The following is a 25,538-nucleotide window of genomic DNA, read 5'->3' as shown; positions in this document are numbered from 1 at the left end:
AGGACTTCTATATCATTTTGAATATTTTAAATATTTTATATTTTTAATAACGAAATAAAATTGTATAATTTACCAGAATACTAGAATTAAGGGAGGCGAAATAAGTTGAAGCAATTGAAAAAGTCTTTTATCTTGATGGTTACATTTCTTTTACTGACAGTCTCTTCTGCAGCATATGCAGAAAAGCCAGGTCTCGAAGACTTCCCGGATCCTGCAGATGCGCAGTCATGGGAGCTTCCTGAAAATATGGCCTGGGAAGATTACCGCCCTGTACCGGGAATTGACTGGCGCACGGCTGATATTGAGCCTGAAAGAGTATTAAGGGGAGCACTTGTTATTGTCGATTTCCCTGACCGGGAGTTTATTTTAAGTCAGCCTGAAGGTTCTGAAGTGGCAGGCAACCCCATTGGCACTGGAAATATTCCACGGGAGGAAATCGGCCAGTTTTGGGTGGATTTCCTGAACAAGCCCCAGCCACTTAATCATTATCGGACGATTAATGAATATTGGAGAGAAAATTCATATGGCAAATGGGCTGTGGAACTGGATTCATTTGGAACTTATCGGATGGATCATAATGAATTCCAATACGGACTAAACGAGTTTGGACAGCAAGCAAATATGCCAAAAGAGTACGAGGCAAAAAGCTTAAGAACTGAAGCTATGGAAAAGGCAAAAGCTGATATGGCAGCTTCAGGCAAGGATTATGATTTCACCTTCATCCTGCATGCCGGATATGATGAGTCAGGTGTCTGGCAGGAGTTTGGGGAAATGATGTTCCAGACAGCAGAAGATGTAGCAAAGGAATTTGGCCCGCCTTTTGAAGGGTTCCCCAATTCCGCCAATACACGCTATGTTCCTTGGACTTCCTGGCTTGCTGCGAAAAGCATCTGGTCAAGTGCCAGCCGGGGGGTTTCGATCCAAGGCGAAAATGATGGAATGGGCACCTTCGCTCATGAATTTGGCCATATTATGAACTTAGGGGATAACTATAACAATCCATATGGAAAGCCTGTTTCCCGCTCTTATTCCGGACCTTGGGAATTAATGAGCCGCGGAAGCTTTAATGGGCCTGCGGGGCCGCATACACGCTGGATGGTACTCCCTACTCTAGGTGGGTCAGCGCCGTCCCATCATATGCTCCGGAACAAAATCAAGCAAGGCTTCTTATCTGAAGACCAGTATCTGAACATCAGCCGGGAAGAATTGTCAGAATCCGGGCCTGTGTTTGCAGATATCCTTGCACGTGCCGTACCAGCCGGGGAAAAATTTGGCCGTAATGCACTTAATGGCATTAACATCAGCATGGAGGATCTGACTCCGAAAAACTCGCTTGAGGACGACTGGCGTGCTGATATGCAGCGCGGGGAAAAATGGTATAACAACTATACTGTTGAAGTTGTTGACCGAGTAGGATTCGACTCTTTCACTCCAGATTCCGGCGTTCTTCTTGCAAAGACAAAAAATACTGAAGCAGCACCAAACATTTGGGTCATCGACTCACATGCCGAAGACATTAACCAGGTTGACTTTAAACGTCCTGACGGAACAGAAGCCATGTATTCCAAAGGTGATTATAGGCAGCTTTCCGATTCCCTCTTTAAGGCAGGTACTGCTGATGGTGTTGTCAGCGAATATAAGGACGAGCATAATCGGCTTCACTTTTACATTTTAAATAAAAAGCTCGATGATCAAGGGGCACTCTCCTATCGAGTCGCTGTACGACATATGGATGACTCCGGCTCGTTTACAAGAGGTGTTGCTGCAGAAAACAGCAAAGTCCAATTTGCCGCTCCTGGCAGGGTTGCAGCCTATTACTTTAAAGTAACCAATACGGGCAATGCAGCGGAACTTATCCGCCTCGATGCAAATACCGAAGCTGGATGGGAGCTTATGCTCGAGCATAATGTCATTGAGGTGCAAGCCGGCGAAACCGTGGAAGTTCCAGTTTACGTGAAAATTCCAAAAAACAAGCCTGTTCCAACAAACCTTACATTTACTAGTACATCTGAAACAGATCCCGCCAAAAAAGATACTATTACACGCCGGGTTGGTCCAGGGGCAGGGAAATAATCTATACACAGACACTCATTGCCTTCTCCAGATTACATTAGAAGGGACAGGCCCCGCCTGTCCCTTTTCATTTGCCTACTCACTATGACGTAATCTGCACTGATAAAATTTCAAAAATCCTGCAAACACCATGATTGCCCCAAACGTGTTGCATGCAACCCTTATCCAATTGATCATCAGAAATTCACGCGCTGTCTGTTTCAGAAATTCGACTGAATGGACACTCTGCCCCTCAATAAACATAATTTCGTTCCTCGGCCATTCAAACACCATGGATATGACACCAAGCAGAATCATGACAAGGATACTTCCCAGAACCCAGTTTCGGGCAGATTTCATTTTCCAGACCAGGAGCAGCGCCCCACCCCCAGTGACCCAGCTCGCAAACCCGAGCGGCGGGAAAAAGGTATGGGGACTTGCGGCCTCCATAAAATTCATCGATACATCAAACGATTCCGGGATTTTATGAAAGATATTCGGATAAACCATGAACACCTCCAAGACAAAGGCACCCAGCATAATGAAAGTGATCCATAAATACGCAGCCATAAAGAAAAATGTCAGTTTTTGTTTCATTCCTTTTCCTCCTCCATTTTGCGTCTCTTTTTTAACTGCCAAGCCGGCAGAAGCACTGCGGAGCATGCAGCCAGATAGAACGGCAGAAATTTAATGCCCATTGGTTTATCGAATAAAGTCAGGCCAAGAATCCCGATTAAATTGGACAAAATGACACCTGCCGTTAATCCGCCGGCTGCCCCTGCCAATGCCCAAATCAGCATCCCCTTGTTCTTTTCTTTTGAGTGGCCTGCCTCCCGTGGCCCCTTCAAGACCTTCCGAACCGCTGCCGTGCCTGCTCCTAGCAGTAAAACCCCCGCAATCGGGTGAAAAGCACCCAGCCAGCCGATTCTCCAGCCCATGTTTGCGGTGAAGTACATGGCAAACAACAGCAGGAAAATGACCATGATCTCCTTATAGATCAACTTGAAAAATCTTCCTGCCAGCGCAGTTATGATCATCAGCACTGGAATGGCATAGCCAAACATATGCACAAAAAGTTTATGGGCGGCCCACTTGGATGGATCTTCAAAGATTGACAAGCCCGCCAGTAGAAATTGCACCAGCAGGCAGCCCAGATACATTGCGCCCAGACCTATATAAATATTTTCAGCCAAGGTCCTCCTTGGCAGGTTCTCCTTCATTTCGTTCCCTCCCGGCTTTTTCCTGAATGTTGAACTTCATGATGCGCTCAAGCGACCAGATTTCCTTTACAAAACCTATTCTAAGCAGGGATTCTAACATCACTCTTATCAATTTCTTACAAAAATATTAAATCCGGGAATAAAAAAAGAACGCATAGAAATCTATACGCTCTTACCGTTTAAATCGATAGCCCACACCCCAAACTGTTTCAATATACTCAGGTTCGGATGGGTCTTTTTCAATTTTCTCCCTCAGTCTTCTGATATGAACCGTAACGGTTGTCACATCCCCATAGAAATCAAATCCCCACACCTGCTCCAGCAGATGCTCTTTGCTGAAAACCTGGTTCGGTGAAGAAGCCATAAACAGAAGCAGGTCAAACTCTTTGGCCGTAAGCACTTTTTCCTGGCTGTTCACAATAACTTTTCGGGTCACCGGCTGAATCTGCAAACCCCTGATCCTCATGTCTTCTTCTTTGTTTTGTCCGCGGGAAACCAGCCGATCAAACCTTGCTATATGGGCCTTCACCCTGGCAATTAATTGATTGGGATTAAAGGGCTTTGCGATATAATCGTCTGCGCCGCGGCCCAATCCCCGAATCATATCAATATCCTCATTTTTGGCCGTTACCATAATAATCGGGATCTCTGATATCTCCCGGATTTGCCTGCAGACTTCGTACCCGTCCATATCCGGAAGCATCAGATCCAATAGAACCAGCCGGTAAGAGTTCTCCTTTAATCGCTCCAGCCCTTCCTGCCCTGTTGCAGCAATATCGGCTTCATAATGATTCAGTTCGAGGTAATCCCGTTCCAGTTCGGCAATATTGAGCTCGTCTTCTATAATTAAGATTCTTTCCAATCATTACCCCCCTTTTTTAACGTGAAACATATACTCAGTCCCTGTCCGGTGCCTCCTCTTGCCCAAATGGCCCCCCCATGGCCTTCAACGATCTTTTTCACGATCGCAAGCCCCAGCCCGGTGCCTCCTGTAGCAGAGTTTCGGGATACATCTGTACGGTAAAAACGGTCAAATAGATAGGGCAGCTCGTCCTTTGAAACACCTGCTCCATTATCCTGAATTTCAACTAAGACTTCCTCCGCTTTTGACGAAAGCCTGATCATTAATTCTTTATTTTCCTCATTCATGTATTTCAAGCTGTTTTGAACAATATTGGCAACGACGCGATTCAATTTCCCCCTGTCCGCATGCACCCGATAGGAATGATTCGGCTGACACTCTAGGCTTAGAGTGACATTTTGGCACGCAAGATTAAAACGCAGCTCCTCCAAATAATGATCAAAATAGGACACTAAATCCAGCTCCCTCATATCATAAGGCACATTGGGCAAGTCAAGCTTAGAATATAATAAAAGCTCAGAGATTAAGGATTCCATTTCATCTGATGTTTTTTCAATCGTGTGAATGTATCGCTCCATTTTCTCTGGTGTATTGGCCACACCATCTGATATTCCTCTGATATAACCTTTAATGCTCGTTAACGGCGTTTTTAAATCATGGGAGATACTCGCAATCAATTCCTTCTGATTTTTTTCATATTGCTTTTGTATGTCAGCAGCTTCCTTCAATCTCCCGCGCATGATTTCAAATGCCATCGCCAATTCGTTCAGCTCATCCTTTCCCCCGGAAACCTCTATTTTTGTATCCAAATTTCCTCTGCTGATATCGTTAGCAGCACTTTTTAGCTTTAGGAGCGGCTTAATAATGCTTTTGGAAACAAGGAATGTTAATAGCCCGTTTGTTAAGACCAGCACCCCAACTAACAAATAAATCCGAATCGACCGAAAAAAATTAAGATCCCCCTGATCCACCTCGCCTTTCACAGGATAAAATAATAGATATCCAATAATCATTTCCAGTACTAAAAATAAGACAACAGGGAGCAGAACCATCCCTATATTCGATAAAAGCAAACGTCTTTTTATGGACACTCTGTCACCCCAATTTTTATAATAATGGACGTATCGATCCCGGCCAGGCACTCTTTATTCTTTACATCATAGTCCGGGAATAATAAGTGTAACCAAAGGTTCTAACCAAATCATTATGTAGTTATTACATTTTTCTTAACAAAAAGCTGATATAAAAGATTGATGATTTAGCTTTTACAAGCTTTCTCTGTTTACCACTTTTTCTATCCGAATGCGCAAAATGTATCAGCACGGAAAAATAGCGGTGTTTTCGAGGAATAGGTATTAAAACTCAAGTTTAAGTTAAAAGCACAATACAGCCTAACTAAAAAATGTGTACAGATTTCTTTCTGTACACAGCCATTCGTAAAGCCATTTTTCATTAAATCACCTGCTACCTATTCTTCTCTTCCATTTTCAAAAGGAGATGATCGATTGTTTCCTCCACACGCTTCAGTCTGTCGTTTCTTCTCTTGAAAATAAAAAATAAAATGACAATAATCGCTGGAATCGTCAGTAAAAAGGCAAAAGCCAACAGCTGAAATAAAATATCGCCAGCATTAAATCCGGCTTGAGATAAGATTAAAAAATTCATGAAGATTCCCCTTTCTGGGATGCCATTGTTAAATTATATAAATGCCTGAGGGATACCACGAGAGCAAAAACAGCCAGAACATTAGTCACGGAAAAGAATTCTATACCCATTATCATGTTTCTAATCATCAATAATATGGCTATTACAGAGATGATGATGGCCGAGTAAAAATCAAACCTGCTGCTGTTTTCTTTCAAAACTATTCCCCCTTTTATGATAGTTTACGATTTTACTGAAGGGAAAGTTTCATGGACAGTTCTAAAAGTGCCCGGCAAGCCCCAAAATCTTATCTAGCAAAACTACTATTTGAGGTTCGGGGACTCTATTTGCAGAACTAAGACTTTAATTTCAGGTTCAACCTATCAATTTACAGGTTTCCCCATCCTATATGCAAAAACAGTCGATCTATTTACATGCTGCCCCTTCCTATTCGCAAACCCTTCCCAAAAAGAAACCCGGCTCCTCTTAAGGAATCCGGGTCTCACCAAACCTATTTATTTATCTTTCTTCCCATTCCCTTTCCCAGGCTTTGCCGGGCCATCTGGGGTTTCATGATTCTGGGGTGGCTGCTCGCCTTTTTTCAGCTTATACAGTTCGACTGTTTTGGTCGTTTTATTTCCTGCCAGGTCCTCCGCTTCGAAAGTAAAGACATTTAAGCCTTCTTTTAATGAGAGTTTAATGTTATTGAATTCTTTCTTCCATTTCAATATCCGGTTTCGTTTTTACGGTCCTTGTCAGCTTTCAAAGGCATACAATATAATCTCCATCCCGCTATGTGTCTTGCGCCAATCATAAACGACCAGTACGCTCTTATCTGTCCTGTTTTCCACTTGAGCCTTAAATCTGTTTTTAACCTCTTCGATAATGATTCTCTTATCCTCATACTTTCCTGAGTTTACTTGTTTTCGATCATCATAAACAATTGCATAGTCTAATAATTTGTTAGAAATATTCATCTGCTTCCTCCTTCCAAAAATGGATATTTATGTTAAAATGTAGTTTGCAGCCTTTCTTTATTCTTTAAACTATCCAGAATCTCATGATTTAACTTGATAATATATTCCTGCTCTTTCTTCATTACGTGCTGCCTATAGGAAAGGAATACGAAAAAACATACGCACAGGATCATGAATAACAGCCAAAATAAATCCGCAAAAAAGTCCATTTCCAGCCCTCCAGTAAAAGATATGGCTATTTTAACACACAGGATTTTATAGAATTGAAGGCGGTGAAAGTTTTGAATAAATCACAGCGATTTTTATTAACCCTATTAGCCATCATTTTGAGTTTTGCTCTATTTGTGTTTGGAATACTATTTGCTGAAAAAGTGCCTTTCCTGACTGTGTTGGGGATATTGGGGCTTAGCGGGGTTTATTATTTTGTTTTCCGTATTGTCAACAGATCATCCAAGACAGAACACTAAAGATACCTATTCCAATAGAAAAAGGTGAAACTTATGAGGTCAAAATATTTAGATATTATAACTACCAAAGAAGATTTTGCGTCTTTTCGGGAAGAAATCGGCCAGCCCAGTGTGCGTGCCGCAAGCAAAGTCATTACTTTCATCGATGAGCATTGCATTGACTTTATTTCCAAATCTCCTTTTTTAACTTTGTCCACTTCAGATTCTGACGGCAAATGTGATGTTTCTCCGAGGGGGGATACTCCCGGATTTGTGACGGTTCTTGACGAGCAGCATCTTTTTATTCCGGAACGGCCGGGCAATAAAAGAATGGATTCCGCTCATAATATCATAGCAAACCCCAATATTGGACTCCTTTTTCTCATACCTGGGCTTGGAGAAACACTAAGAATTAATGGCAAAGCCTATATTTGCCGTGATCCTGAGCTCTTAGAGAAAAGCAAGGTAAAAGACCGAGTTCCCTTATTTGGGATTTTAGTAGAAGCAGAGGAATGCTTTATCCATTGTGCGAAAGCTTTGATCCGATCGGAATTATGGAACAGGGAGTCATGGCTTGCGAAAGAAGCCCTTCCCTCTGCCCATGCAATGCTGGCTGCTCATGCAAAATTGCCGAATGATACGTCCGAACAAGCGGCGAAGGACCTCCAGGATAGTTATAAAAATAGGTTGTATTAAGTCAGCCTCCAGAAAAGAGCGGCTGTCCTGGCACCCTGCGATGCTGCAGCAATGAAATGACCTTTCCTGAAACGCAATGACCCCCATAACTAATAAAGCTAGTGTTATAGAAAAAGGAATTATATAATAGGAGAAAATATTTACATTTTGGAGATAACTTATATGGGGCACGAATTATGGATGTACATCCTCATTCTCACTTTTTCAGGGGCACTCAGCTTATCGCTTTGTTTCTTTGCACACTTTAAACTAAGGAATGCACCGGGAGCAGGACCTTATAAGATCTTAACACTGCTGTCCGCGATCTTTACTTTTTCCTATGCATTCGAACTGTCGAGCTCCACTTTACAAGAAATACAATTCTGGCTGGGCATTGAATATTTGTTCATGCCATTCATTCCTCCTTTCACCTTATTGATGTGTCTGGAATATGCCGGACACAAGCTGGGCAGGCGCCTGTATTTTTCCCTGTTCATCATCCCGATTTTGACCATCTTTATGCATCATACCAATAAGCTCCATCATTTCTACTACTCAGCAGTCAGGCTGAGAAAGGGTACGCCATTTCCCGTGTTGGATCTGGAATATGGATTCTGGTTTTACGTGCATGCCATTTTTCTGTTCATGTGCCTTATGTTCAGCATTATTATCCTGCTTCTGCGCTTAAGAAGATCCTTCTGGCGATTCCGGATGCAAATCCTTTTGATGACCGCAGGACTCTTTGTTCCGATTGTCGCCAATCATTATTATCTGAATGATCTGAGCCCCTACGGCATTGATTTAGGCCCTGTATCCATGAGTATTTCCTTCATTCTGCATGGCATAGCGCTCTTCTCATTCCAGATGTTCAATCTCGCCCCAATAGCAAGGGACACGGTGTTTGAAAGCATGAAGGAAGGGGTCATCGTTCTCAATCAGAACGGAGCAATCGTGGATTATAACCAGGCGATGCTGCCTGTTATGCCTGACTTGAAGCAATCTGCCATCGGCAAGCATATTCATGATGTTCTGCATGGAAACAGCACGCTTAGAAAAGTGATTTGTTCTGGAAAGAATGGTGATTATGTGTGGGAAAAAGAGGGGGAACAGGTCCACTTTCAAGTACAATTTTCACCAGTCTATTCCCTAAACAAAGACCCAATTGGACGAATCATCTCTTTGGCTGATGTAACTGAAAAAGTAAATATGCAGAAAACCCTTAAACGTTTGGCCAGCATTGACAGTTTAACCCAGATTTATAATCGGGCCTATTTTTTAAGTGAGATGGAAAGCTCCCTGAGCACCCTATCTCCAGGTGCGGATGTTTCACTTATTATGTTTGATATTGACCACTTTAAACATGTCAATGATACATATGGCCACGAAGCTGGCGATCTCGTGCTGATCCATATTGCAGGCCTCGTGAAAAACAGTCTTCGAAAAAGGGATATCATCGGGAGATATGGCGGAGAGGAATTCATGATTTATTTGCCTGGCACGCCTGCACAAGAAGCACACCTGCTGATCGAAGAGATCCGCCTGGGCATTGCCGGGAGCCCAATCGTTGTGGATGATAACATAATTTCCATCACCTCAAGCTTCGGCCTATCACATACGAAAGTCTCAGCGGATAATCTGGATACTCCAGCCAAAATCCTATTGAAGAACGCCGACCTCGCACTTTATGATGCAAAAAGGAATGGCAGAAACAATGTCCAGCGTTATGGTGAAATACTCCAAGTATGACCCTAATATCGGGAAAGGAGCTGATTGTTTTGTTTGCTAAGAAGAAGGCATCCACGGGAGTGAAAAACGGTGTTTCCTACCTGAATGGCCAAATTAAGTTTCAGGGTGTTTCATTAAATGTCTACAGCTATTTTTGGGGAAGAAGAAAGCCATTCCAGGCCCAGGCCACACCTGACTCGTTTTCATCCCGAAAAGCGCAGTGGGATGTCATCGATACCCCCGGCCACGCTTTCGATCATAAATCCTTCTTAAACAGGGAAAACGGCCAGTTGTTTACTGGCGATTTATTCGTCAGCGAAAAGACCAAGGTCGTTTTAGCGGAAGAAAGCATTCCGGAAATTATCCGATCGCTTGAACGTGTTCTCACTTACGACTTTGAAGATGTATTCTGCAGCCATGCAGGCTATGTAGAAGATGGACGTGCAGCACTCCAGCGAAAGCGGGATTATTTGCTATCTATCCAGGATGATGTATTCGCTCTGCACAAAGAAGGGAATTCAGCCGAAGCGATCCGTCAAAAGCTTTTTCCAAAAAAATATCCGATCGTCAAATTTTCAGGCGGCGAATGGGATTCACGGCATATTGTCACATCGATATTAAATGAATGCCAAATGTTAAATCGGTAAACTGGGGATTATTCCCCGGCTCCTCTTTTTCCTCCACTGCTTGTTCATTAAAATCTGCTTTTAGCAAAACACCTTCCGCTGCAGATCCCTCTTCGTTTCCAATTAAAACAGGATCTATTTATTATGTGCGGAGATCCTGTAAATTCACTGCAGAAAACTGGTTCTATCCCTAAATGGCTACGCCAATAACAACCATTTACCACCCAATAAGATGGCTTCTCATTAAAGTTTACTGATTTTTCAGAGTCTTCACTTTGGCACAATACTTGCAACTGCAAAGGGAGACATAGAAAATGAAAGGAGTCAGGCTTATGAAAAAATGGATTGTTTTCACCCTCCTGCTGCTGCTTTTCGGCAGTACAGGAACCTCAGAAATCCACGCAAAGAAGAACTCAGAAGATATTAAGGGGAATCTCGTGATTGCCGGAGGTGCTCTCGGCAGCACGAACCGGGATGTTTATCAGAAATTCATCGATTTAGCCGGCGGGACTGAACAGGCTAAGATCGGGATCATCCCTGCTGCATCGGGTTCACTAAAATCCTCCTATGCCTTTAAAAAGGACTTGCTGTCCTATGGAGTGATGGAGTCATCGGTAGAAATCCTTCCTGTCTCTTCACACGACTTCAGTGGAACAGAGGAAGATGAAAGCAGCTGGAAGAAGAACAGCGAAAGCAGGGAGCTCGCTGAGAAAATTGAAGGAATGACAGGGATTTGGTTTGTCGGCGGGGATCAGCTCAAAATAACTGATGCTCTTCTAAAGAAAAATGGCAAAAACTCAAAAACACTAGATGCGATTTGGAAGATTTATAGAGATGGTGCCGTCTTGGGCGGAACCAGCGCAGGGGCCGCTATTATGAGCGATGTGATGATCACCGGCGGAGACAGTCTTGGCGGCTTTAACCAGGAATTCACCAATAAAGAACGATCTAACTCGTCCGGGGAATATGCTCCTGTTTATATTGAAAAAGGGCTGGGATTTTTCCAATGGGGAATCGTAGACCAACATTTTGACGAGCGTGCAAGACTTGGCCGATTAGCAGCCACAGCGATCAAGTCCAAGCCCCGTGATCTTGCTTATGGTGTTGATGAAAACACCGCCATGATCGTCAATAATCAGATGCAAACAATAGAAGTTACTGGAAGAAGCGGAGTGGCAGTCTTAGATGTCACAGCGGCCAAAAGAATAGGAAAGCGAATAAAGAATGTTGACATCAGTTACATGTCTGCCGGCGACAAGCTTCATGCCAAAACTAGGGAATTCACATTCAAAAATGATAAAGCAGAAACGAAAGGCTACGAGTATTATAACTTCAAGCCGCTGCCGGCCACAGGAGTCCTTTCCTCCTATGGATCGCTGAAACATTACCTTTCTTATTCACTGGTTGACAATGCAAGCACGAATAAGGCAGAAAGCTATTTATACAATTCAGCTGGAGAAGGATTTAAGCTTATTTTCGAAAAAGGGGAAGATACAAACGGGTATTGGGGCTATGAAGACGGCCAGAAAGACTCCTATTCCCTCTTACATGTAAAAATGAGTGTGGAGCCTGTTACTGTCTCTTTTGAGAAAAGTCCAGAACTATTTAAGAAATCCTATCAGAGCTCCAGCTTCACTGCAGAGGAAGAAGGAGTTGAAGCAGTCAATAAGGGCAGCCTTGTGATCGCAGGCGGCGCACTTGGTAGCAGTAATCAGGAAGTTTATGAAGCGTTCATATCCAGAGCAGGCGAAAAACCTAAAATCGGAATCGTCCCTGCTGCCAGTTCCAGTTTGAAATCTTCCTACGCCTTCAAGTCAGATCTTGAACATTATGGGGTGCCTGCAGATAACATTGATATTCTGAAAATCGCCAGCCTCGATTTCAAAGGAACACCAGAAGATGAATCTCTCTGGAAAAATAACAAGAATGATCCGGAGCTGGCAGATCAGATAAAGAACTATGACGCCATCTGGTTTGTCGGCGGAGACCAGACAAATATTTCAGCTGCTCTTCTTAATGGAGACGGATCAAGATCATTAGTACTTCAAAGCATCTGGGATATTTATCATGATGGAGCTGTTTTGGGAGGAACCAGTGCGGGTGCAGCCATTATGAGTGATGTCATGCTCGCAGGCGGCGGAAGCTATGACACGCTTGCATCAGGATTTACCGAAACTTATGACAGTATGACCCAGCAGGAAGGCGGTCCGGGCTACCTGGAAAAAGGATTGGGCTTCTTCCCTCATGGCATCATTGATCAGCATTTTGATAAGAAGGCGAGACTTGGGCGCCTGATTGCCACGGCAGCCGCACATGGAAAACAGGATGAGTTTTCATACGGAATTGATGAGGACACTGCTCTAGTGCTGGACAATGACACTGGTAAGATAACAGCTGTCGGGAGAGGCGGAGTTTCCGTCATCGATCTATCTCAGGCTGAAAAACAAAAAGACACGCCATCCCTATATAAAAACATCCGCCTTTCCTGGATGAAGTCAGGAGATGTGCTGGATCTTGAAACGAAGGAATTCACCATTAGAGAAGGCAAACTTTCCACAAAAGACTATGAGTATTATGACTTTGAGGCGGCTCCCCATTCAGGTGTACTATCGCCGCATGGAAGCCTAGGAAACTTCATTTCCTATAGTTTAGCCGATAATAGTGCTGAGGATGAGGTGAAAAGTTACAGCTTTTCTGAAGGAAAAGGATTTGAATTGACTTTCCGCAAAGGTTCCCAAACAAAAGGATTCTGGGGATACAAGGACGGCAGCAAAGATGATTATTCCTTCGTTGGGGTTGAATTGAACATAGAACCCGTAACCGTAAAAATCCGGTAACGGCCGGAACACATATCCGGAATAAAAAAGACTCGTCGGGTACGAGTCTTTTTTGCCCCCTTTATATGTATCCGTTAATTTTTATTACAACTTGTCCGAGAAGCCTATTCAGCTTCTCTTCTAAGTTTCCAGCGAATCCGGTCCCCCAGGCAGCTCTAGCTCCTAGAATACTTGACGCAATTCAATTTGGCCTTCCCCATATCCTTGTGGGTCCGGCATCCGCATGGCCCACTCGATGGCTTCTTCCCTCGAATTCACATCAATCAAGATGAACCCGGCAGCCAGTTCTTTCGATTCGGTAAATGGGCCTTCCGTAACCACAGGCTTTTCCCCTGGTCTCTTATAAGAAATGCGAATCCCATTTGAACTTGGATGAAGTCCTTTAGCCATAACCCTTACGCCCGCCTGAACTAATTCTTCATTATACTTCGTCATGGCATACATGAGTTCCTGGCTTGGGAGCATTCCAGCTTCCGAATTCTTTGAGGCTTTGACAATCATCATAAACAGCATAACTATTTCCTCCTTTTTTAGTTGCAAATCCCTGATTAACCTATTTATCAACGAACTGGCACCTTCGAAAATCTGCATCTAAAAATGTTCAATTGATAGTGATGCTAAGGACTGTCAAAGTGTCTAAAGCTATAACGGAACTGCCGGCATCCTTAAGTTATTAATACTTAGATTCGCTGATGAACAGCAAAATCCTTCTTAATCAGACCTGCTTGACAGCCGCTGAAGAGTAGCATGCCCTCCCCCCTCCTAAAAATATCATCTTATAAATTTTAAATATTTCAGATATCTGAATTAAATTTGCTACATTCGAAATGTACTAAACGAAAAAAAGGAAGGAATGAAAAATAATGAAATTTAAAGTTGAAACAATTCAAGACTATCATGTTGCTTATTTACGATGAACCGGTCGATATGGCTCTGCCAATACGGAAGTAATGGAGAGGTTAAAAATAAACCGTAACAAACCCTTGTATTCTTTTTATATCCATTATTCATATTCTTTTTCGAAACCTGTGGCTTTCTCGACTAATCTATCCTTTTCCCTTCGAAGCTCCTCAGCCGCATTTGAATTATTTACACCGTCCATGATATCTAAAAAGCAATAATCAATAGAACGGCAAAAGCATATATTCTGTAGTTTTTTATTAATCAAATTCCTCCTAACCCAGCTACCTTGCAGCCATACCGCACCACAACTAAACCTCCAAATATCCCCTATATTTTATCAACCATCCCTTGTCCATTTTATAAAAAATAACTTTGACCTTGTTAGCCAAAGTTATTAGTATCTTACTCTATGATGTACATGTTATTAATCGATATTATTCAGCCCTGCACATTCCCAAATGGCTTTGCCTTCTAGCGTAGAAAGCCCGTTATCTTTAGTTTTAGCGGAATTGATCATGGCAGCCGCCAATATTTCTGTCGGCAGAGGCTTTTGAGTACGAAGTATTCCAAATTTATTAAAAAACTGTACAGCTTTCAATCCGGCAACTTCCATTGTTCTATCACTATTTTTCCGAATCAATACAGGCGGCTTGAAGATTGATAGCTTTGGAAACCCTAAAGCTTTTACCGCTTCTTCTAACTGTCCCTTCATTCTTGGATAAAAAAAGAGAGAATTAGGCGAAGATCCCCCTGAAGATACCAATACATAAGTGCTCACATTGTTTTCTCTGGCAGCTTCCGCAACCTGATATTGATAATCGTAATCAATTTTCCATTGAGCTTCTTTACTTCCCGCAGCTTTAAGGGTAGTTCCCAAACAAGAAAACAAAACATCGCCCTTCACCAAATGCTTCCAATGTTCTGGGTTGTCAAAGTCAATCACATGCACCTTTAATTTTTCATGCTGGATATGAAGTTCACGCCTGACAAAAATATCAACCTGATGAAAAGAATCATCATCCAGCAATAAATCCATCAAGTCCTTGCCGGTTGCTCCCGTTGCCCCTATTAATAATGCGTGCATTTTTTTCTCCTTATATTTTATATAGTCTATTTGAAATTATATACCAGGTCATTCTTTATTTGTCATTGTCCAAATCTCGCTCCAGAAATGAGTCCCTTTCCTTTTTAATTCCATACTTGGTTTCGATGAATTGACCAGCCACAGACTTGTTAATGCCATCCCTGACTGCTGCAGAAATGACTATATACAGAATAAATAATCCAGCAATCCAAAGAATGATAGAAAATAAGAATGAACCAAAAACCATTTATACCCCCTCCAAACTTTTAAGCCATTCACTTTCAATTCTCTTCTATTCCTCTAAATACTTATGTAATGCTAATTATTTGACTTCCTTGTTCAATTACCCTGCCTCACTGTTCAAAAAGATAAAAAGCTGCCTTGTTAGACAATCTGAATAAAAGCTGGTATTAAGGGTAAAATACCTCTATAAAACTTTAACGGGGTGATGAAAATGTCTAACATGATGAATCAAGAAGAAATAGAAACATTAAGAGAGTTAATCAAAGACATAGACACAGCCATGCTAACCACGGTAACGGAGGAAGGGCTTGTTTCCCGTCCAATGAAAACACAGGAAGTAGAGTTTGATGGTGACTTATGGTTTTTCACTAAAAAAGAGACTAAAAAATATGATGAAATTTTACATGACCAGGATGTTAATGTGGCTTATGCAGGTAAATCCTATGTTTCCGTCCGTGGAAAAGCGGAAATAGTTGAGGACTTAGATAAGAAAAAGGAATTGTGGAGCAAAGCATATGAGGAAATTATGCAATCTTCTTATGATGATCCAAACGTTGTCTTGATAAAGATAAAAGCAGAAGCAGTCGAATATTGGGAAACCGGTAACTTTACGAAGAAAATAGCCTTTCTCTTTAAACGCATGTCAGGGCAAAGTACCAAATCGACAGATGTGAATGAAACGGTTGAATTGAATAAATAACAGCAAAAATGGATTGCCTAATTATAGGGCAATCCACTTTATTTGTTGACTATGCTGATCATTTGTTTCTATATGAATCTCTGTTTTTTTAGCTGGTTTTAATTTAGTACTTTAAAATACTCCGAGAAATGCTCTTGAATAAAATTATCCGTGACATTACGGTACTGCGAGTTCAACTGTTATCCTATCAGGATCTTCAAAATAAACCGCGTAATGATTAGATCCTCCTGAAAATAGATGTTTATTTTTGTAAAGGATAGTTACCCTTTAGATTCCAATATTTTTGTTACCTCTTCAACATGAAGGCGTGATTCAGCGTGAAATGCTAAATGATTTAGCCCTACTCGGCATTTATGATATGGAATATCCAGAAACCGTTATGATGAAGCAATCCTTTCGACAAAACTATTCCTCCTAATGAGCCAATAGCAGCTATTCTCACAAAACAGCTCCCTTGTTGGCAGCTGCTCAGTTACTTTATTTCCGCTTCTTTTCCTAAGTTCCCTTGTTCAGCTAACCTGCCGGGATTTACTATTGATACCCCCGAAACCCTATTAATCCTACTTGTTTTTCCAACTCTTTTGCAGTTTCCGGATGTAAATGATTTGTCCTATATGGTAGGCATTATGTGTAGATAGATTCCCGAGTATTGCCCACCACTCTGCAGCTTCAGGGAAACCGTCAATTTCACTTTCTAGTTTTTCTTGGGAAAGCAGATCTTGCCACTGCAAGAGCACCTCTACTAGCTGCTCTTTCAAGTCAGTAAAATTTGCATTTTCCGGGATTACAAAGCTTTCATTATTATTACCTAGGGGTGGTACAGCATTAACATGAGATTTATGATACCTCTTTTGCCAGGTTTCATTCCAATAAAGAAGATGCTGCACAATTTCAGCGATGCTATTGCTTTCCTCATTCGGCTTCCAAAACGCATCTTCCTCTGATAAGTTTGCAACTGATTCTGAAAACGGAATATACCAGCTAGGATCATTTGCATTTGCTGACAATTGATCGGCCAAAACATCAATTGCATAAGACATATTCGCCACGCTCCCTGTAATTATATTTATATTACTAATCAGTAATCATTAAATCCATTATTCTCCTTTTTTAGTTTATACCACCTTGTGATTTTTTTGTATTTCATTACCATAGCTTGTTTTCAGTACCACTTATCAATCTTTTGATATTTTGTCTATGCAAAATTATCACTAATACACTTATAAAGAATGAAAGAGCAATAATGACTTTTTCTTCAAATATAAGGCTGTAAATAAATATGGCTATTCCAGCTAGCATGGAACTTAATGAAACATACTTGGATAATATCAAAGTAAATAGAAATACAACAAAACCAGTCAAGGTACCTAAGGGTGTCAAAAATAATAAGACACCGGTTGCTGTCGCAACAGCTTTCCCGCCTTTAAACCCTGCAAAAACAGGAAAAACGTGTCCCAATATGGCTAGTAAACCACAGATAATAGGGCTAACCGCAGAATTAAGGATTTGGGGAAGTAAACAAGCCAATGTACCTTTTAATAAATCAGCAATGGCAACAATTAGTCCCGCTTTCTTTCCAAGAACCCTATAAACATTGGTAGCACCAAGGTTCCCGCTGCCATAACCTCGAATATCGGTTTTATAGAAAAGTTTACCGATAACCAAGGCAAATGAAATAGAACCAATCACATAACTTAAAAATAGAGATGAAATATGGAGCATAGTATACCTTTCTTACTTCAATTATTTATATTGATATTCAATTTAGGAAACTAATTTTCCTTCCTGCATCGTTCAACTATCCTGCCCTTCTATTTATAGAGAATTCATCCCCCTAATGCATCTGCTTTCGCCTTAATAACTACAACTTCCTTAATTCAGGAATTCCCTTATTACGAATATTCTCCCATATAAAGATTAATACTAATTGTGTACTCATTTTTATCATGACATGGTTTTGTTTATGCCAATAGCAATTGGCATAGCGGCTTTAATTATGTGGAATGTAATTCACAGCTGTCATAATTGCCAATAGTAAAGGTGAAATTGAAATGAAAAAAGTTTTACTAATATGCCTGTCCTTGCTGCTTTCAGGCTGTGTTGATAAAGAAATCATTGATGATATAAATATTGAAGTAGGAGTCGGCTACGATTTAGCAGAGGATGAGAAAGATAAGTATAGAGGAACTGCATTATTCCAGGAATTCCAGCCTGATCAAAGTGTAATTAACAGGACAATTTCCGGGAATGGAAAGCTTAGGCAGGACGTACGTCTGGATATTTCTAAGCAAACATCAGAACCAGTAGTCACAGGTGGATTAAAGCTGGTTGTATTCGGACCTGAAACTTCCAAAAAAGGGGTTTTTGACTTAATAGATTCTTTTCAGAGAGATGCAAGTATGGGGGCACGCGTATTTGTTGCAACAGCAGAGGGAAAAACAGAAGAATTGTTAAAAGGTGAGTATGGAACCATGGGAAACGGCACCTATATCTATAATCTTATTCAACATAATATGGAACATCGCGATATTCCCATAACCAATTTGCATATTTTTTCGCATGATTACTATCTGGATGGTAAGGATCCCTTCCTGCCCCGGCTAAAGAAAGCCGGAAATGATAAGGTCAAGATAGTTGGAGTTAGTCTTTTCCAAAATGATAAAGAAGTGGCCATCCTCCCTGTAAAGGACCTGTTCTATTTTAAATTGCTGGTAGATAAGTATAGCGAAGGAAACTTTGATGTTAAGTTAAAAAAGGGAGAACGAGCTGCTATAAAGAGTATAAAATCAAAAAATAAAATCAAAATGACTGATAATCACGCTGCCATAACCCTTAACCTCGAAGGAGTTATTCGTGAGTTTACGGGAGATCTTTTAACCCCTCAGATTGTTGGAGAGATTGAAAAGAACCTGGAGAAAAAAATTGAAAAGGAATGCTTAAGATTATTAATACAATTTCAGGATATCGGAATAGACCCTGTTGGCCTGGGTCAAAAGAAAAAAAACCGGAATCGGAACTTTGACTTTAAAAAGTGGGAAGACGATTACAAAATGTTAGGCTTTGATGTTAATTGCAATGTAGTGATAGAAGAAACAGGCGTTCTTGAATAAGAGCGGGTATAATAGTATTCCCAGCTTATTAGGAATGGTATGGCAGAAGAGAAAGAATAAAATTGAAAAATTCAGATCCATTCCTTCCGCCTCTTCCTATTACTCCCAATAATACTTTTCATGAAAGTAGGCGCTTTCTTTATTTCAGAAATGCGTCTGATTGCTGAAGATCAGCAGCCTGTCTTTGTATTAGGAATTAGGAGAAGAGTCTTCCGCTCTAGAATCAGAACTTCCATTTTTCAGAATTTCATTGATTTCGCCAACATCGCACTTTGGTATTTATTATTTCAAATATCTGATTCAATCCTTCGGCAGTTTCCTGATCTTTGTCTTTCATCCGAATCCCTCCTTATAAAATTAATTCATAATAGGTTTTCCAACTTTCCCTCTTATATCCAGAGCGAACACTGTTTTTGCATAATCAGTCTAAAAATCCTTCTTCAACAAACCTGCCTCGTTTGTTCAACAAAAAGAATGCCGCCTATTGGCGGAAAATATTGAGTACTACAATCTCTAATTAAATAATGACTTGAAAAAAATACGGTCTACTTTTACTCGGATAAAACTGGAGCTTCTATCTTTATGGATTGTTAGGCGATTACCTTTTTATAAAAATGAGAATTATGACAAATGAATTGGAATCAGCGTCTCTGCTTTTCTGATACTTTCTTTTAAATAAATAGGTGATTTTGGGTGGTTTAAAGTTTCTTCTGAAGTTAACCAAAACACTCCATCTACCTCATTAGAACTTATAGGAAATGCCTCACCAGATTCATATTCGCAAAGAAAAATAACATCCACTACATTTTGACCGGAATCTGTTACGAAAGAAGTGCTAGATACATACGTTAAGCTATCTTTTACTTTTATACCGACTTCCTCTAAAATTTCGCATTTTACAGTTCTTTCCAATATGTTTGAAGAATTTCCTTCTATATCCACCTTACCTCCAACAAGGGAAAGCAGACCTCCAGCGTGTTCCTCTTTTTTACTTCTTTCAATAATTAGCCACTTGTCAATTTTCCTTATAGCACCTTCAACATTTACAATAAACATTTTAAGCCCCCAATTCTTTTTGATTTTATTCCTTCAAATTTTACTCATTTTCCTTCCAGTTACTTTCTTTAAACTACCAGTCATTCTCTAAACAGAGAGCCTTACAAAAAAAGAATGTCTGGTTATAGACAAGAGCCAAAAACAACGACTCCCACAAAACAAGCTGCCCTGGCGCAGCTGCTCTTAGATAAAAACAAAGTTACTTTACATCTATTTCCTCGTCTTTTCTAAAGAATCCTTGTTCCGCTAACATGCTCGGATCTTGAATGAAAATAATTGGCTTTATTGCTGACACTTTAGAGCGGTATATTTTTTTACTATTGATACTTCCGAATCCCCATTTAATCCTCTTACTTATTTTTTCCAATTCATTTGCAGTTTCCGGACGTAAATGATTTGTCCTATATGGTAGGCATTATGCGTGGATAGATTCCCAAGTATTGCCCACCACTCTGCAGCTTCAGGGAAGCCCTCAATTTCACTTTCTAGTTTTTCTTGGGAGAGCAGGTCTTGCCACTGCAAGAGCACCTCTAATAGCTGTTCTTTCAAGTCAGTAAACTTTGCATTTTCCGGAATGATAAAGCTGTCATTATTATTACCTAGGGGTGGAACAGCATCAACGTGAGATTTATGTAACCTCTTTTGCCAGGTTTCATTCCAATAAAGAAGATGCTGCACAATCTCAGCGATGCTGTTGCTTTCCTCATTGGGTTTCCAAAATGCATCTTCCTCGTCAGTAAACTGTTCACCCCTACTTGTATAAACATGTTCCAGGCTGGTTGAGACAACGATCTAGAGCTGCTGTGGATCTAGGCTTTGAGACTACACTGATTGAAGATGCATGTGCGAAAAGAGACTTATCTTATCAAGATAAGGTCGTGCCAGCTGAACAGGTTCATTATGCGTTTGTCAGCGTACTTAACGGTATGTATGCCAATGTAATTTCGAACAAGGATTTCCTGCAAAAGAAAAATTAATTAAATAGAAAAGGGAGTTTGTTTAAAAAGAAATTTCCTTTTTTGCTGTTGTTTATAAAGTACGAATCTCTCCATTATTTGAATATATTTTTTACCTATTTGATAGCTCTAATTTTCAATCACAATTTCCCCTTCACCATTTGGTATTTCAAAACCATTAAGGTAAGAAGTTAAGATTTCTTCTGAAATAGGGAACGCGTTTGCATCAAATCGTTTGTTGCGTAACTTAAGTCTTTCACGTAAATCATTAGGTTGAACTTTTAAATAAACAAGTTTCCATTTACCCCCAGAATCCTCAATAAGTTTTTTATATTGGTACCTTCTTGCACGATCCCAAAAACTGAAGTCGATTACCACCTGTTGTTTATCGTGTATTAACTTTATTAAACGATTGAGTAAATTTTTTTCTGCATCTTTCTTGTATTCTTCAATTTTTTCAATTGGGTAATCAATCCCATAACGACCATTAACAGCCCATATTTCTTCATCAATAGAAAGACGTACAAAACCTTCCTTTTCTATTTTTTTTGAGAAAGTAGTTTTTCCAGAACCAGCCACACCACACATCATCACCACTAAAGGGGTTAAATTATTGCGTTCACGATAGATCAATTCAAAATTAAATTTTTCAAACACCTTTATATCCCTCCATTCAATTAGGAATTCCTTCCTTGTCATGAGTTAATCCTCAATCGACTTTATGGTAAATGCCACTTCCTCTATTTAATGAATCGTATCGGGAATCAGTAGGATTATTTTTTAATCGTTCTCTTTTATCTTCAGGCGTTTCAGTTATTATTTACCCTAAAAACCTATATACAATAATTCCTATAGTGAATATTCTATATTTTATCGTCTATACCTTTTAAAGCTAGCCTGCCTCTATAGTTAAATAATAAAAAGCTGCCTAGTTTGGCAGCTGGATCTTAAATCGGTTATTTTGGTCTTTGTATATTGATTAAATCTACTTTCAATAGTGGCTCTAGAATTTAATCAAATAAAGTTTGTCTTGGCTCAGTCATGCCAAATTGTGTCCATTCTTCTTTTGAGGGACCATAAATCCCTGGTACACTAAGTCCTGCTTGCCTCATTAGTATAGTCATTTGTCCCCGGTGATGAGTTTGATGTTGGTTTAAAAATAATAACAGACTTCCCTTTGTCATTTTCATGCCAAAAAAATCAATTTTTTCCAACAGGGTCTCATCAGTCCAATGAGTTTCCAAAGCCTCGACCAGGTTATTTGAAGCATCAGTATAGCTTTCAGCAATGAAATTAGCTGAAGATGGAACAGACCAGTCTTCGCTAGGAGCTGTAAACCTTAAACCTGCCTGTGAACTAATCACTTTAATAGCAGTGACCGTATGCCACGCAATACGCCCTAAAGACCATTGACCTGGTGTAACTTCCTCCTTTAATGATTCATCTGTAAGATTCTTCAGAACCTTGCTTGTAGCCCCAGCCTCAAATTCCCAGGATTTAAAGAAATCGCTTAAGCTATGATACATTTTCAGACTCCTCTCAATTTATGTTCATATTAACATTCTCCCTCTTAATTAAATTACCTCCTCTTTTTTTCATTAAGGCTGCACCTCAGAAATTTGGGGATTTTCGATCATCAACTGCCACGTATTTTTAATTAAATTAAAAAGTAAAGTACATAATTTTTATACCTACTAATCAAACTAAGAAAAAAAGTGGTGAATCCAAATGGCTAATTCAAGAACTAACCGACTGCTAATTGGAAGTACAATCTTATCTAGTGCTCTTAGTATCACAATTATTGCTTTAACAATATATCACCATGTGACAATTCAAGATAAAATCGATGAACTTAAGAAGGCTTAGGAAACTAAGCCTTCTTTAACTACTTGCTCCATTAGTTGAATAAGAAAATGAGCAGCCGCAGAACCTTTTTTCCAGCAGCAATCATAGTTTAATCAAGAGAAATAACGACAAAAAGGGCGGGGACGAAGGAAAATGGTAGTTAATCCAGAAGGATAACGTCGAAAAGGACGAGGATCCAAGGAAAATGGTAGTTAATCCAGAAGGATAACGACGATAAGGACTGGGGGCGAAGGAAAATGGTAGTTAATCCAGAAGGATAACGACGATAAGGACGAGGGGCAAAGGAAAATGGTAGTTAATCCAGAAGGATAACGACGATAAGGACGAGGGGCAAAGGAAAATGGTAGTTAATCCAGAAGGATAACGACGATAAGGACAGAGGGCGAAGGAAAATGGTAGTTAATCCAGAAGGATAACGACGATAAGGACTGGGGGCGAAGGAAAATGGTAGTTAATCCAGAGGAATAACGTCGAAAAAGACGAGGTTCCAAGGAAAATGGTAGTTAATCCAAAGGAATAACGTCGAAAGGGACGAGGATCCAAGGAAAATGGTAGTTAATTCAGAGGAATAACGTCGAAAAGGACGGGGGTCAAAGGAAAATATCATTTACTTAATAAGAATTTGTAATATAGAAATTCATTAGTTCTGTTTCTTTAATAACGTAGATAGGAAGATTAATTGAGGAAATGGCTCTAACATTAAATTGTGATCTATGTCTGTTTTTAGGAAGACATTCTGTCTAGTTTAATAGTCATTTAAAGTAATGGCATCATTACAAACAAGATCTATATTTGCTGGAGTAAGCAGCAATAGCCCATTTGTTTCGGAGATTAAGTTATCTCCTTCTTTTGTGGGACCAACCTGAAATATAAATAACCCTTTATACAAAACAAAGGCACCCCATTTCTTACAATCTTTTAAAATAACTATTTTTTGTCTCCCCTTGCGCCTTCAAGGCTTTTGAGATTCTGATTATTTAGGATTACAAAAAAGCTGCCGATGGAAGCAGGAATATTTCTCTTAGACACTTAGTTTATGAATGGGCGGTTTGCCATTAACCATTTAACAGCTTCGTTGAAATTTTCCGCAGCAAAATCGGGCTTTATTTCTGCCCAACGGCCAATATACTCTTTGTTTTTGTACTTCTCAAAGGACTTTTCCCCACCGCCATTCTTTACTAATATTTTTTACAGCCAACATCATCTGTAGCTAGCATGTCAGTCCATCCATCTATCCCCAATCACTGCACAATTCCTTAAATCCAAATTATTTTCTTTGGCCGCCTTTTTCAGCATTCCTGAAGAGGGCTTCCTGCATTGACATCCTTCATTATGTTTGTGGGGACATAGGTAAACCTGATTCTTTTTCAAAGCTGAAAAAAGTTGCTTTCCCTAAGATACTCCAGGTTGATTAGTGAAAGAACAAATTAAATTCCCCGATTTTTTCAATTGCTGTATTGCCTCTGCAACATCGGAAAATAGTTAAAGTCTCCTGTCACTTCCACCGATAGTTCCATCCCTATCTTAAAAACTGCTTGTAAAAACATAAAATATTTCCCCGAATATAACCCTCATTTATAATAAAATATTCTGTATAATTACAGAAAACCCTGTATTTTGGAAATGACTAACCTTGCACCTTCTGTTGAATAAGAAAAACGTCCCTGCATTTGCGCAGGAACGTTTAAACAAAATTACTTTTCTGCTGAGATTATTAAGAACATAGGTCTCCGGAGTTCATCTTTCATTTCAGGAATACTGATTAACATTTCCTCAGAGGGAATTGGTTCCTTAATTGTCCTTATATTAAAGCCAGCATTAATTAAGGCATTGATATAAGTTGAAAATGTGCGATGGTATTTTATAACGTTTTCAGTTAGAAATGTTGTTTCACGTAATCCTTCCAATTGGTAATTGTCAACTGCCCAATGCAAACGATTCCCTTTGTCATCATGATACCAATCTTGTTCGTTCCGAGAAGTGAAGATTGGATGTTCAACTGAAAAGACAAAAGAACCTCCAGGCTTTAAACAATCATAGACCTTCTTACAAGTTGCTTCAAAGGACTTAATATAATGAAAAGCCAATGAGCTGATGACAACATCAAATGGAGAGTCTGTAAAATCAATGTCTTCAATTGGCATTCTAATGTATGAAATGAAGGAATCCTGAGTCATTTCACGAGCTTGTTCAAGCATTTTTTCAGATATATCTATTCCAATAACAGATCTTGCTTGCTGTTCACGAGCATAACGGCAATGCCAGCCGAAGCCGCATCCCAAATCTAGTACACTTTTATTTTGGAGTTCGGGTAAAAGTTCTTTTAATACATGCCATTCTCCTGCAGCTTCAAGTCCTTCGACTGAACGTGCCATTTTTTTATATGCAGAAAAGAAATTCATATCATCATACTTGTTTTGCTTCATTTTATACAACTCCTAAAATATTTGTTAGCCTCCTAAAATTAATACAACATATAATTCAGGAGGCTATCTATCTCCTTCTAACCATTTCTTTCACCTCATTAAAAATCTAATATAACACATTGCTTATTAA

28 protein-coding genes and 2 pseudogenes are annotated in these 25,538 nt (G+C 40.0%); 9 read left to right on the top strand and 21 right to left on the bottom strand.

Annotation, left to right across the window (positions count from 1 at the left end; translation table 11 throughout):
* Positions 1 to 105: 105 nt before the first annotated feature.
* Positions 106 to 2,073 carry a M6 family metalloprotease domain-containing protein gene (locus ACR42H_RS04285; RefSeq protein WP_436374829.1) on the top strand — a complete coding sequence of 656 codons (1,968 nt, stop codon included), beginning with the start codon at positions 106 to 108 and terminating at the stop codon, positions 2,071 to 2,073.
* A 75-nt stretch (positions 2,074 to 2,148) separates the two neighbouring features.
* Here the strand turns inward: ACR42H_RS04285 and ACR42H_RS04280 are convergent, their stop codons facing one another.
* The 9 genes from ACR42H_RS04280 to ACR42H_RS04240 form a co-directional block, all read right to left on the bottom strand.
* Positions 2,149 to 2,649, bottom strand: a complete 501-nt coding sequence (locus tag ACR42H_RS04280) for a hypothetical protein (RefSeq protein ID WP_436374828.1) — start codon at positions 2,647 to 2,649, stop codon at positions 2,149 to 2,151.
* Positions 2,646 to 3,272: a DUF5957 family protein gene (locus ACR42H_RS04275; RefSeq protein ID WP_436374827.1), complete on the bottom strand. Its 627-nt coding sequence runs from the start codon at positions 3,270 to 3,272 to the stop codon at positions 2,646 to 2,648. The genes ACR42H_RS04280 and ACR42H_RS04275 overlap by 4 nt, the downstream gene beginning before the upstream one ends.
* Before the next feature lie 172 nt (positions 3,273 to 3,444).
* Entirely contained in the window at positions 3,445 to 4,134 is a 690-nt protein-coding gene (locus ACR42H_RS04270) for a response regulator (RefSeq protein WP_436374826.1), read from the bottom strand.
* Entirely contained in the window at positions 4,119 to 5,225 is a 1,107-nt protein-coding gene (locus ACR42H_RS04265; RefSeq protein WP_436374825.1) for a sensor histidine kinase, read from the bottom strand. The genes ACR42H_RS04270 and ACR42H_RS04265 overlap by 16 nt, the downstream gene beginning before the upstream one ends.
* A 373-nt stretch (positions 5,226 to 5,598) precedes the next feature.
* Positions 5,599 to 5,799, bottom strand: a complete 201-nt coding sequence (locus ACR42H_RS04260; protein ID WP_113882890.1) for a hypothetical protein — start codon at positions 5,797 to 5,799, stop codon at positions 5,599 to 5,601.
* Complete coding sequence (locus ACR42H_RS04255) at positions 5,796 to 5,996, bottom strand: hypothetical protein (protein WP_436374824.1); 201 nt, start codon at positions 5,994 to 5,996, stop codon at positions 5,796 to 5,798. The genes ACR42H_RS04260 and ACR42H_RS04255 overlap by 4 nt, the downstream gene beginning before the upstream one ends.
* Positions 5,997 to 6,293: 297 nt before the next feature.
* Complete coding sequence (locus ACR42H_RS04250) at positions 6,294 to 6,506, bottom strand: hypothetical protein (protein ID WP_436374823.1); 213 nt, start codon at positions 6,504 to 6,506, stop codon at positions 6,294 to 6,296.
* A gap of 27 nt (positions 6,507 to 6,533) precedes the next feature.
* On the bottom strand, positions 6,534 to 6,755 hold the full coding sequence (locus tag ACR42H_RS04245; RefSeq protein WP_436374822.1) for a hypothetical protein: 222 nt from the start codon (positions 6,753 to 6,755) through the stop codon (positions 6,534 to 6,536).
* Positions 6,756 to 6,787: 32 nt separating this feature from the next.
* The gene (locus tag ACR42H_RS04240) at positions 6,788 to 6,964 is read right to left on the bottom strand and encodes a hypothetical protein (protein ID WP_166672502.1); all 177 of its coding nucleotides are present in this window, start codon (positions 6,962 to 6,964) and stop codon (positions 6,788 to 6,790) included.
* A gap of 72 nt (positions 6,965 to 7,036) precedes the next feature.
* Here ACR42H_RS04240 and ACR42H_RS04235 point away from each other — a divergent pair, with 72 nt between their 5' ends.
* The 5 genes from ACR42H_RS04235 to ACR42H_RS04215 all read left to right on the top strand — a co-directional run bounded on the left by ACR42H_RS04235 (position 7,037) and on the right by ACR42H_RS04215 (position 13,064).
* Positions 7,037 to 7,222 (top strand): hypothetical protein, encoded by a 186-nt coding sequence (locus ACR42H_RS04235; RefSeq protein ID WP_436374821.1) that lies wholly within the window; start codon positions 7,037 to 7,039, stop codon positions 7,220 to 7,222.
* Positions 7,223 to 7,246: 24 nt separating this feature from the next.
* The gene (locus tag ACR42H_RS04230; protein ID WP_436374820.1) at positions 7,247 to 7,897 is read left to right on the top strand and encodes a pyridoxamine 5'-phosphate oxidase family protein; all 651 of its coding nucleotides are present in this window, start codon (positions 7,247 to 7,249) and stop codon (positions 7,895 to 7,897) included.
* Positions 7,898 to 8,059: 162 nt separating this feature from the next.
* A complete protein-coding gene (locus ACR42H_RS04225) occupies positions 8,060 to 9,622 on the top strand; it encodes a histidine kinase N-terminal 7TM domain-containing diguanylate cyclase (protein WP_113882886.1) in 1,563 nt (520 codons plus the stop codon).
* A 29-nt stretch (positions 9,623 to 9,651) separates the two neighbouring features.
* Positions 9,652 to 10,248 carry a hypothetical protein gene (locus ACR42H_RS04220; RefSeq protein WP_436374819.1) on the top strand — a complete coding sequence of 199 codons (597 nt, stop codon included), beginning with the start codon at positions 9,652 to 9,654 and terminating at the stop codon, positions 10,246 to 10,248.
* A gap of 311 nt (positions 10,249 to 10,559) precedes the next feature.
* On the top strand, positions 10,560 to 13,064 hold the full coding sequence (locus ACR42H_RS04215; RefSeq protein WP_436374818.1) for a cyanophycinase: 2,505 nt from the start codon (positions 10,560 to 10,562) through the stop codon (positions 13,062 to 13,064).
* 162 nt (positions 13,065 to 13,226) lie between these two features.
* On the opposite strand, the gene ACR42H_RS04210 is transcribed toward ACR42H_RS04215, so the two are convergent.
* From ACR42H_RS04210 to ACR42H_RS04200, 3 genes are all read right to left on the bottom strand, one after another.
* Positions 13,227 to 13,577 (bottom strand): YciI family protein, encoded by a 351-nt coding sequence (locus ACR42H_RS04210; protein WP_436374817.1) that lies wholly within the window; start codon positions 13,575 to 13,577, stop codon positions 13,227 to 13,229.
* An 814-nt stretch (positions 13,578 to 14,391) separates the two neighbouring features.
* On the bottom strand, positions 14,392 to 15,051 hold the full coding sequence (locus ACR42H_RS04205) for an NAD(P)H-binding protein (RefSeq protein ID WP_436374816.1): 660 nt from the start codon (positions 15,049 to 15,051) through the stop codon (positions 14,392 to 14,394).
* Between the two features lie 55 nt (positions 15,052 to 15,106).
* The gene (locus ACR42H_RS04200) at positions 15,107 to 15,298 is read right to left on the bottom strand and encodes a hypothetical protein (RefSeq protein WP_113882882.1); all 192 of its coding nucleotides are present in this window, start codon (positions 15,296 to 15,298) and stop codon (positions 15,107 to 15,109) included.
* 207 nt (positions 15,299 to 15,505) lie between these two features.
* Here ACR42H_RS04200 and ACR42H_RS04195 point away from each other — a divergent pair, with 207 nt between their 5' ends.
* Positions 15,506 to 15,994 (top strand): pyridoxamine 5'-phosphate oxidase family protein, encoded by a 489-nt coding sequence (locus tag ACR42H_RS04195; protein WP_436374815.1) that lies wholly within the window; start codon positions 15,506 to 15,508, stop codon positions 15,992 to 15,994.
* Positions 15,995 to 16,150: 156 nt separating this feature from the next.
* Here ACR42H_RS04195 and ACR42H_RS04190 read toward each other — a convergent pair.
* The 3 genes and pseudogenes from ACR42H_RS04190 to plsY all read right to left on the bottom strand — a co-directional run.
* Positions 16,151 to 16,371: pseudogene (locus tag ACR42H_RS04190) on the bottom strand (VOC family protein); the annotation flags it as partial.
* A gap of 183 nt (positions 16,372 to 16,554) precedes the next feature.
* Entirely contained in the window at positions 16,555 to 17,034 is a 480-nt protein-coding gene (locus ACR42H_RS04185; RefSeq protein WP_436374814.1) for a DinB family protein, read from the bottom strand.
* A 106-nt stretch (positions 17,035 to 17,140) separates the two neighbouring features.
* Positions 17,141 to 17,716, bottom strand: a complete 576-nt coding sequence (gene plsY, locus ACR42H_RS04180; protein WP_436374813.1) for a glycerol-3-phosphate 1-O-acyltransferase PlsY — start codon at positions 17,714 to 17,716, stop codon at positions 17,141 to 17,143.
* A gap of 329 nt (positions 17,717 to 18,045) precedes the next feature.
* On the opposite strand from plsY, the gene ACR42H_RS04175 reads away from it, so the two are divergent.
* Positions 18,046 to 19,104: a Ger(x)C family spore germination protein gene (locus ACR42H_RS04175; protein ID WP_436374812.1), complete on the top strand. Its 1,059-nt coding sequence runs from the start codon at positions 18,046 to 18,048 to the stop codon at positions 19,102 to 19,104.
* Positions 19,105 to 19,725: 621 nt separating this feature from the next.
* Here the strand turns inward: ACR42H_RS04175 and ACR42H_RS04170 are convergent.
* The gene (locus ACR42H_RS04170; RefSeq protein WP_436374811.1) at positions 19,726 to 20,160 is read right to left on the bottom strand and encodes an NUDIX hydrolase; all 435 of its coding nucleotides are present in this window, start codon (positions 20,158 to 20,160) and stop codon (positions 19,726 to 19,728) included.
* A 354-nt stretch (positions 20,161 to 20,514) separates the two neighbouring features.
* Positions 20,515 to 20,892 (bottom strand): annotated as a pseudogene (locus ACR42H_RS04165) (DinB family protein); the annotation flags it as partial.
* A gap of 47 nt (positions 20,893 to 20,939) precedes the next feature.
* Here ACR42H_RS04165 and ACR42H_RS04160 point away from each other — a divergent pair.
* Positions 20,940 to 21,137, top strand: coding sequence for a hypothetical protein (locus tag ACR42H_RS04160; protein ID WP_436374810.1), 198 nt, complete (start codon positions 20,940 to 20,942; stop codon positions 21,135 to 21,137).
* Positions 21,138 to 21,245: 108 nt separating this feature from the next.
* Here ACR42H_RS04160 and ACR42H_RS04155 read toward each other — a convergent pair whose 3' ends face one another.
* The 4 genes from ACR42H_RS04155 to ACR42H_RS04140 form a co-directional block, all read right to left on the bottom strand.
* On the bottom strand, positions 21,246 to 21,773 hold the full coding sequence (locus tag ACR42H_RS04155) for an AAA family ATPase (RefSeq protein ID WP_436374809.1): 528 nt from the start codon (positions 21,771 to 21,773) through the stop codon (positions 21,246 to 21,248).
* Positions 21,774 to 22,126: 353 nt separating this feature from the next.
* Complete coding sequence (locus tag ACR42H_RS04150; RefSeq protein WP_436374808.1) at positions 22,127 to 22,642, bottom strand: DinB family protein; 516 nt, start codon at positions 22,640 to 22,642, stop codon at positions 22,127 to 22,129.
* A 1,558-nt stretch (positions 22,643 to 24,200) separates the two neighbouring features.
* The gene (locus tag ACR42H_RS04145) at positions 24,201 to 24,278 is read right to left on the bottom strand and encodes a hypothetical protein (RefSeq protein ID WP_436376837.1); all 78 of its coding nucleotides are present in this window, start codon (positions 24,276 to 24,278) and stop codon (positions 24,201 to 24,203) included.
* Positions 24,279 to 24,676: 398 nt separating this feature from the next.
* Entirely contained in the window at positions 24,677 to 25,408 is a 732-nt protein-coding gene (locus ACR42H_RS04140) for a class I SAM-dependent methyltransferase (protein ID WP_436374807.1), read from the bottom strand.
* Positions 25,409 to 25,538 lie beyond the last annotated feature (130 nt).

Origin of the sequence: Cytobacillus sp. BC1816 (assembly GCF_051353635.1) — a bacterium.
Classification (GTDB): domain Bacteria; phylum Bacillota; class Bacilli; order Bacillales; family Cytobacillaceae; genus Cytobacillus; species Cytobacillus oceanisediminis_C.
Note: the sequence above shows the minus strand (reverse complement) of the source record. Positions and strands in the feature narration are given on the sequence as shown.

Bases quoted from the DNA above. Each gene is read 5' to 3' on its own strand.
- ACR42H_RS04145 (WP_436376837.1), bottom strand. From the start codon at position 24,278: ATGCTGAAAAAGGCGGCCAAAGAAAATAATTTGGATTTAAGGAATTGT.
- ACR42H_RS04200 (WP_113882882.1), bottom strand. From the start codon at position 15,298: ATGGTTTTTGGTTCATTCTTATTTTCTATCATTCTTTGGATTGCTGGA.
- plsY (WP_436374813.1), bottom strand. From the start codon at position 17,716: ATGCTCCATATTTCATCTCTATTTTTAAGTTATGTGATTGGTTCTATT.
- ACR42H_RS04240 (WP_166672502.1), bottom strand. From the start codon at position 6,964: ATGGACTTTTTTGCGGATTTATTTTGGCTGTTATTCATGATCCTGTGC.
- ACR42H_RS04175 (WP_436374812.1), top strand. From the start codon at position 18,046: ATGAAAAAAGTTTTACTAATATGCCTGTCCTTGCTGCTTTCAGGCTGT.
- ACR42H_RS04245 (WP_436374822.1), bottom strand. From the start codon at position 6,755: ATGAATATTTCTAACAAATTATTAGACTATGCAATTGTTTATGATGAT.
- ACR42H_RS04185 (WP_436374814.1), bottom strand. From the start codon at position 17,034: ATGTCTTATGCAATTGATGTTTTGGCCGATCAATTGTCAGCAAATGCA.
- ACR42H_RS04275 (WP_436374827.1), bottom strand. From the start codon at position 3,272: ATGAAGGAGAACCTGCCAAGGAGGACCTTGGCTGAAAATATTTATATA.
- ACR42H_RS04260 (WP_113882890.1), bottom strand. From the start codon at position 5,799: ATGAATTTTTTAATCTTATCTCAAGCCGGATTTAATGCTGGCGATATT.
- ACR42H_RS04140 (WP_436374807.1), bottom strand. From the start codon at position 25,408: ATGAAGCAAAACAAGTATGATGATATGAATTTCTTTTCTGCATATAAA.
- ACR42H_RS04170 (WP_436374811.1), bottom strand. From the start codon at position 20,160: ATGTTTATTGTAAATGTTGAAGGTGCTATAAGGAAAATTGACAAGTGG.
- ACR42H_RS04210 (WP_436374817.1), bottom strand. From the start codon at position 13,577: ATGCTGTTTATGATGATTGTCAAAGCCTCAAAGAATTCGGAAGCTGGA.
- ACR42H_RS04215 (WP_436374818.1), top strand. From the start codon at position 10,560: ATGAAAAAATGGATTGTTTTCACCCTCCTGCTGCTGCTTTTCGGCAGT.
- ACR42H_RS04205 (WP_436374816.1), bottom strand. From the start codon at position 15,051: ATGCACGCATTATTAATAGGGGCAACGGGAGCAACCGGCAAGGACTTG.
- ACR42H_RS04195 (WP_436374815.1), top strand. From the start codon at position 15,506: ATGTCTAACATGATGAATCAAGAAGAAATAGAAACATTAAGAGAGTTA.
- ACR42H_RS04225 (WP_113882886.1), top strand. From the start codon at position 8,060: ATGGGGCACGAATTATGGATGTACATCCTCATTCTCACTTTTTCAGGG.
- ACR42H_RS04150 (WP_436374808.1), bottom strand. From the start codon at position 22,642: ATGTATCATAGCTTAAGCGATTTCTTTAAATCCTGGGAATTTGAGGCT.
- ACR42H_RS04280 (WP_436374828.1), bottom strand. From the start codon at position 2,649: ATGAAACAAAAACTGACATTTTTCTTTATGGCTGCGTATTTATGGATC.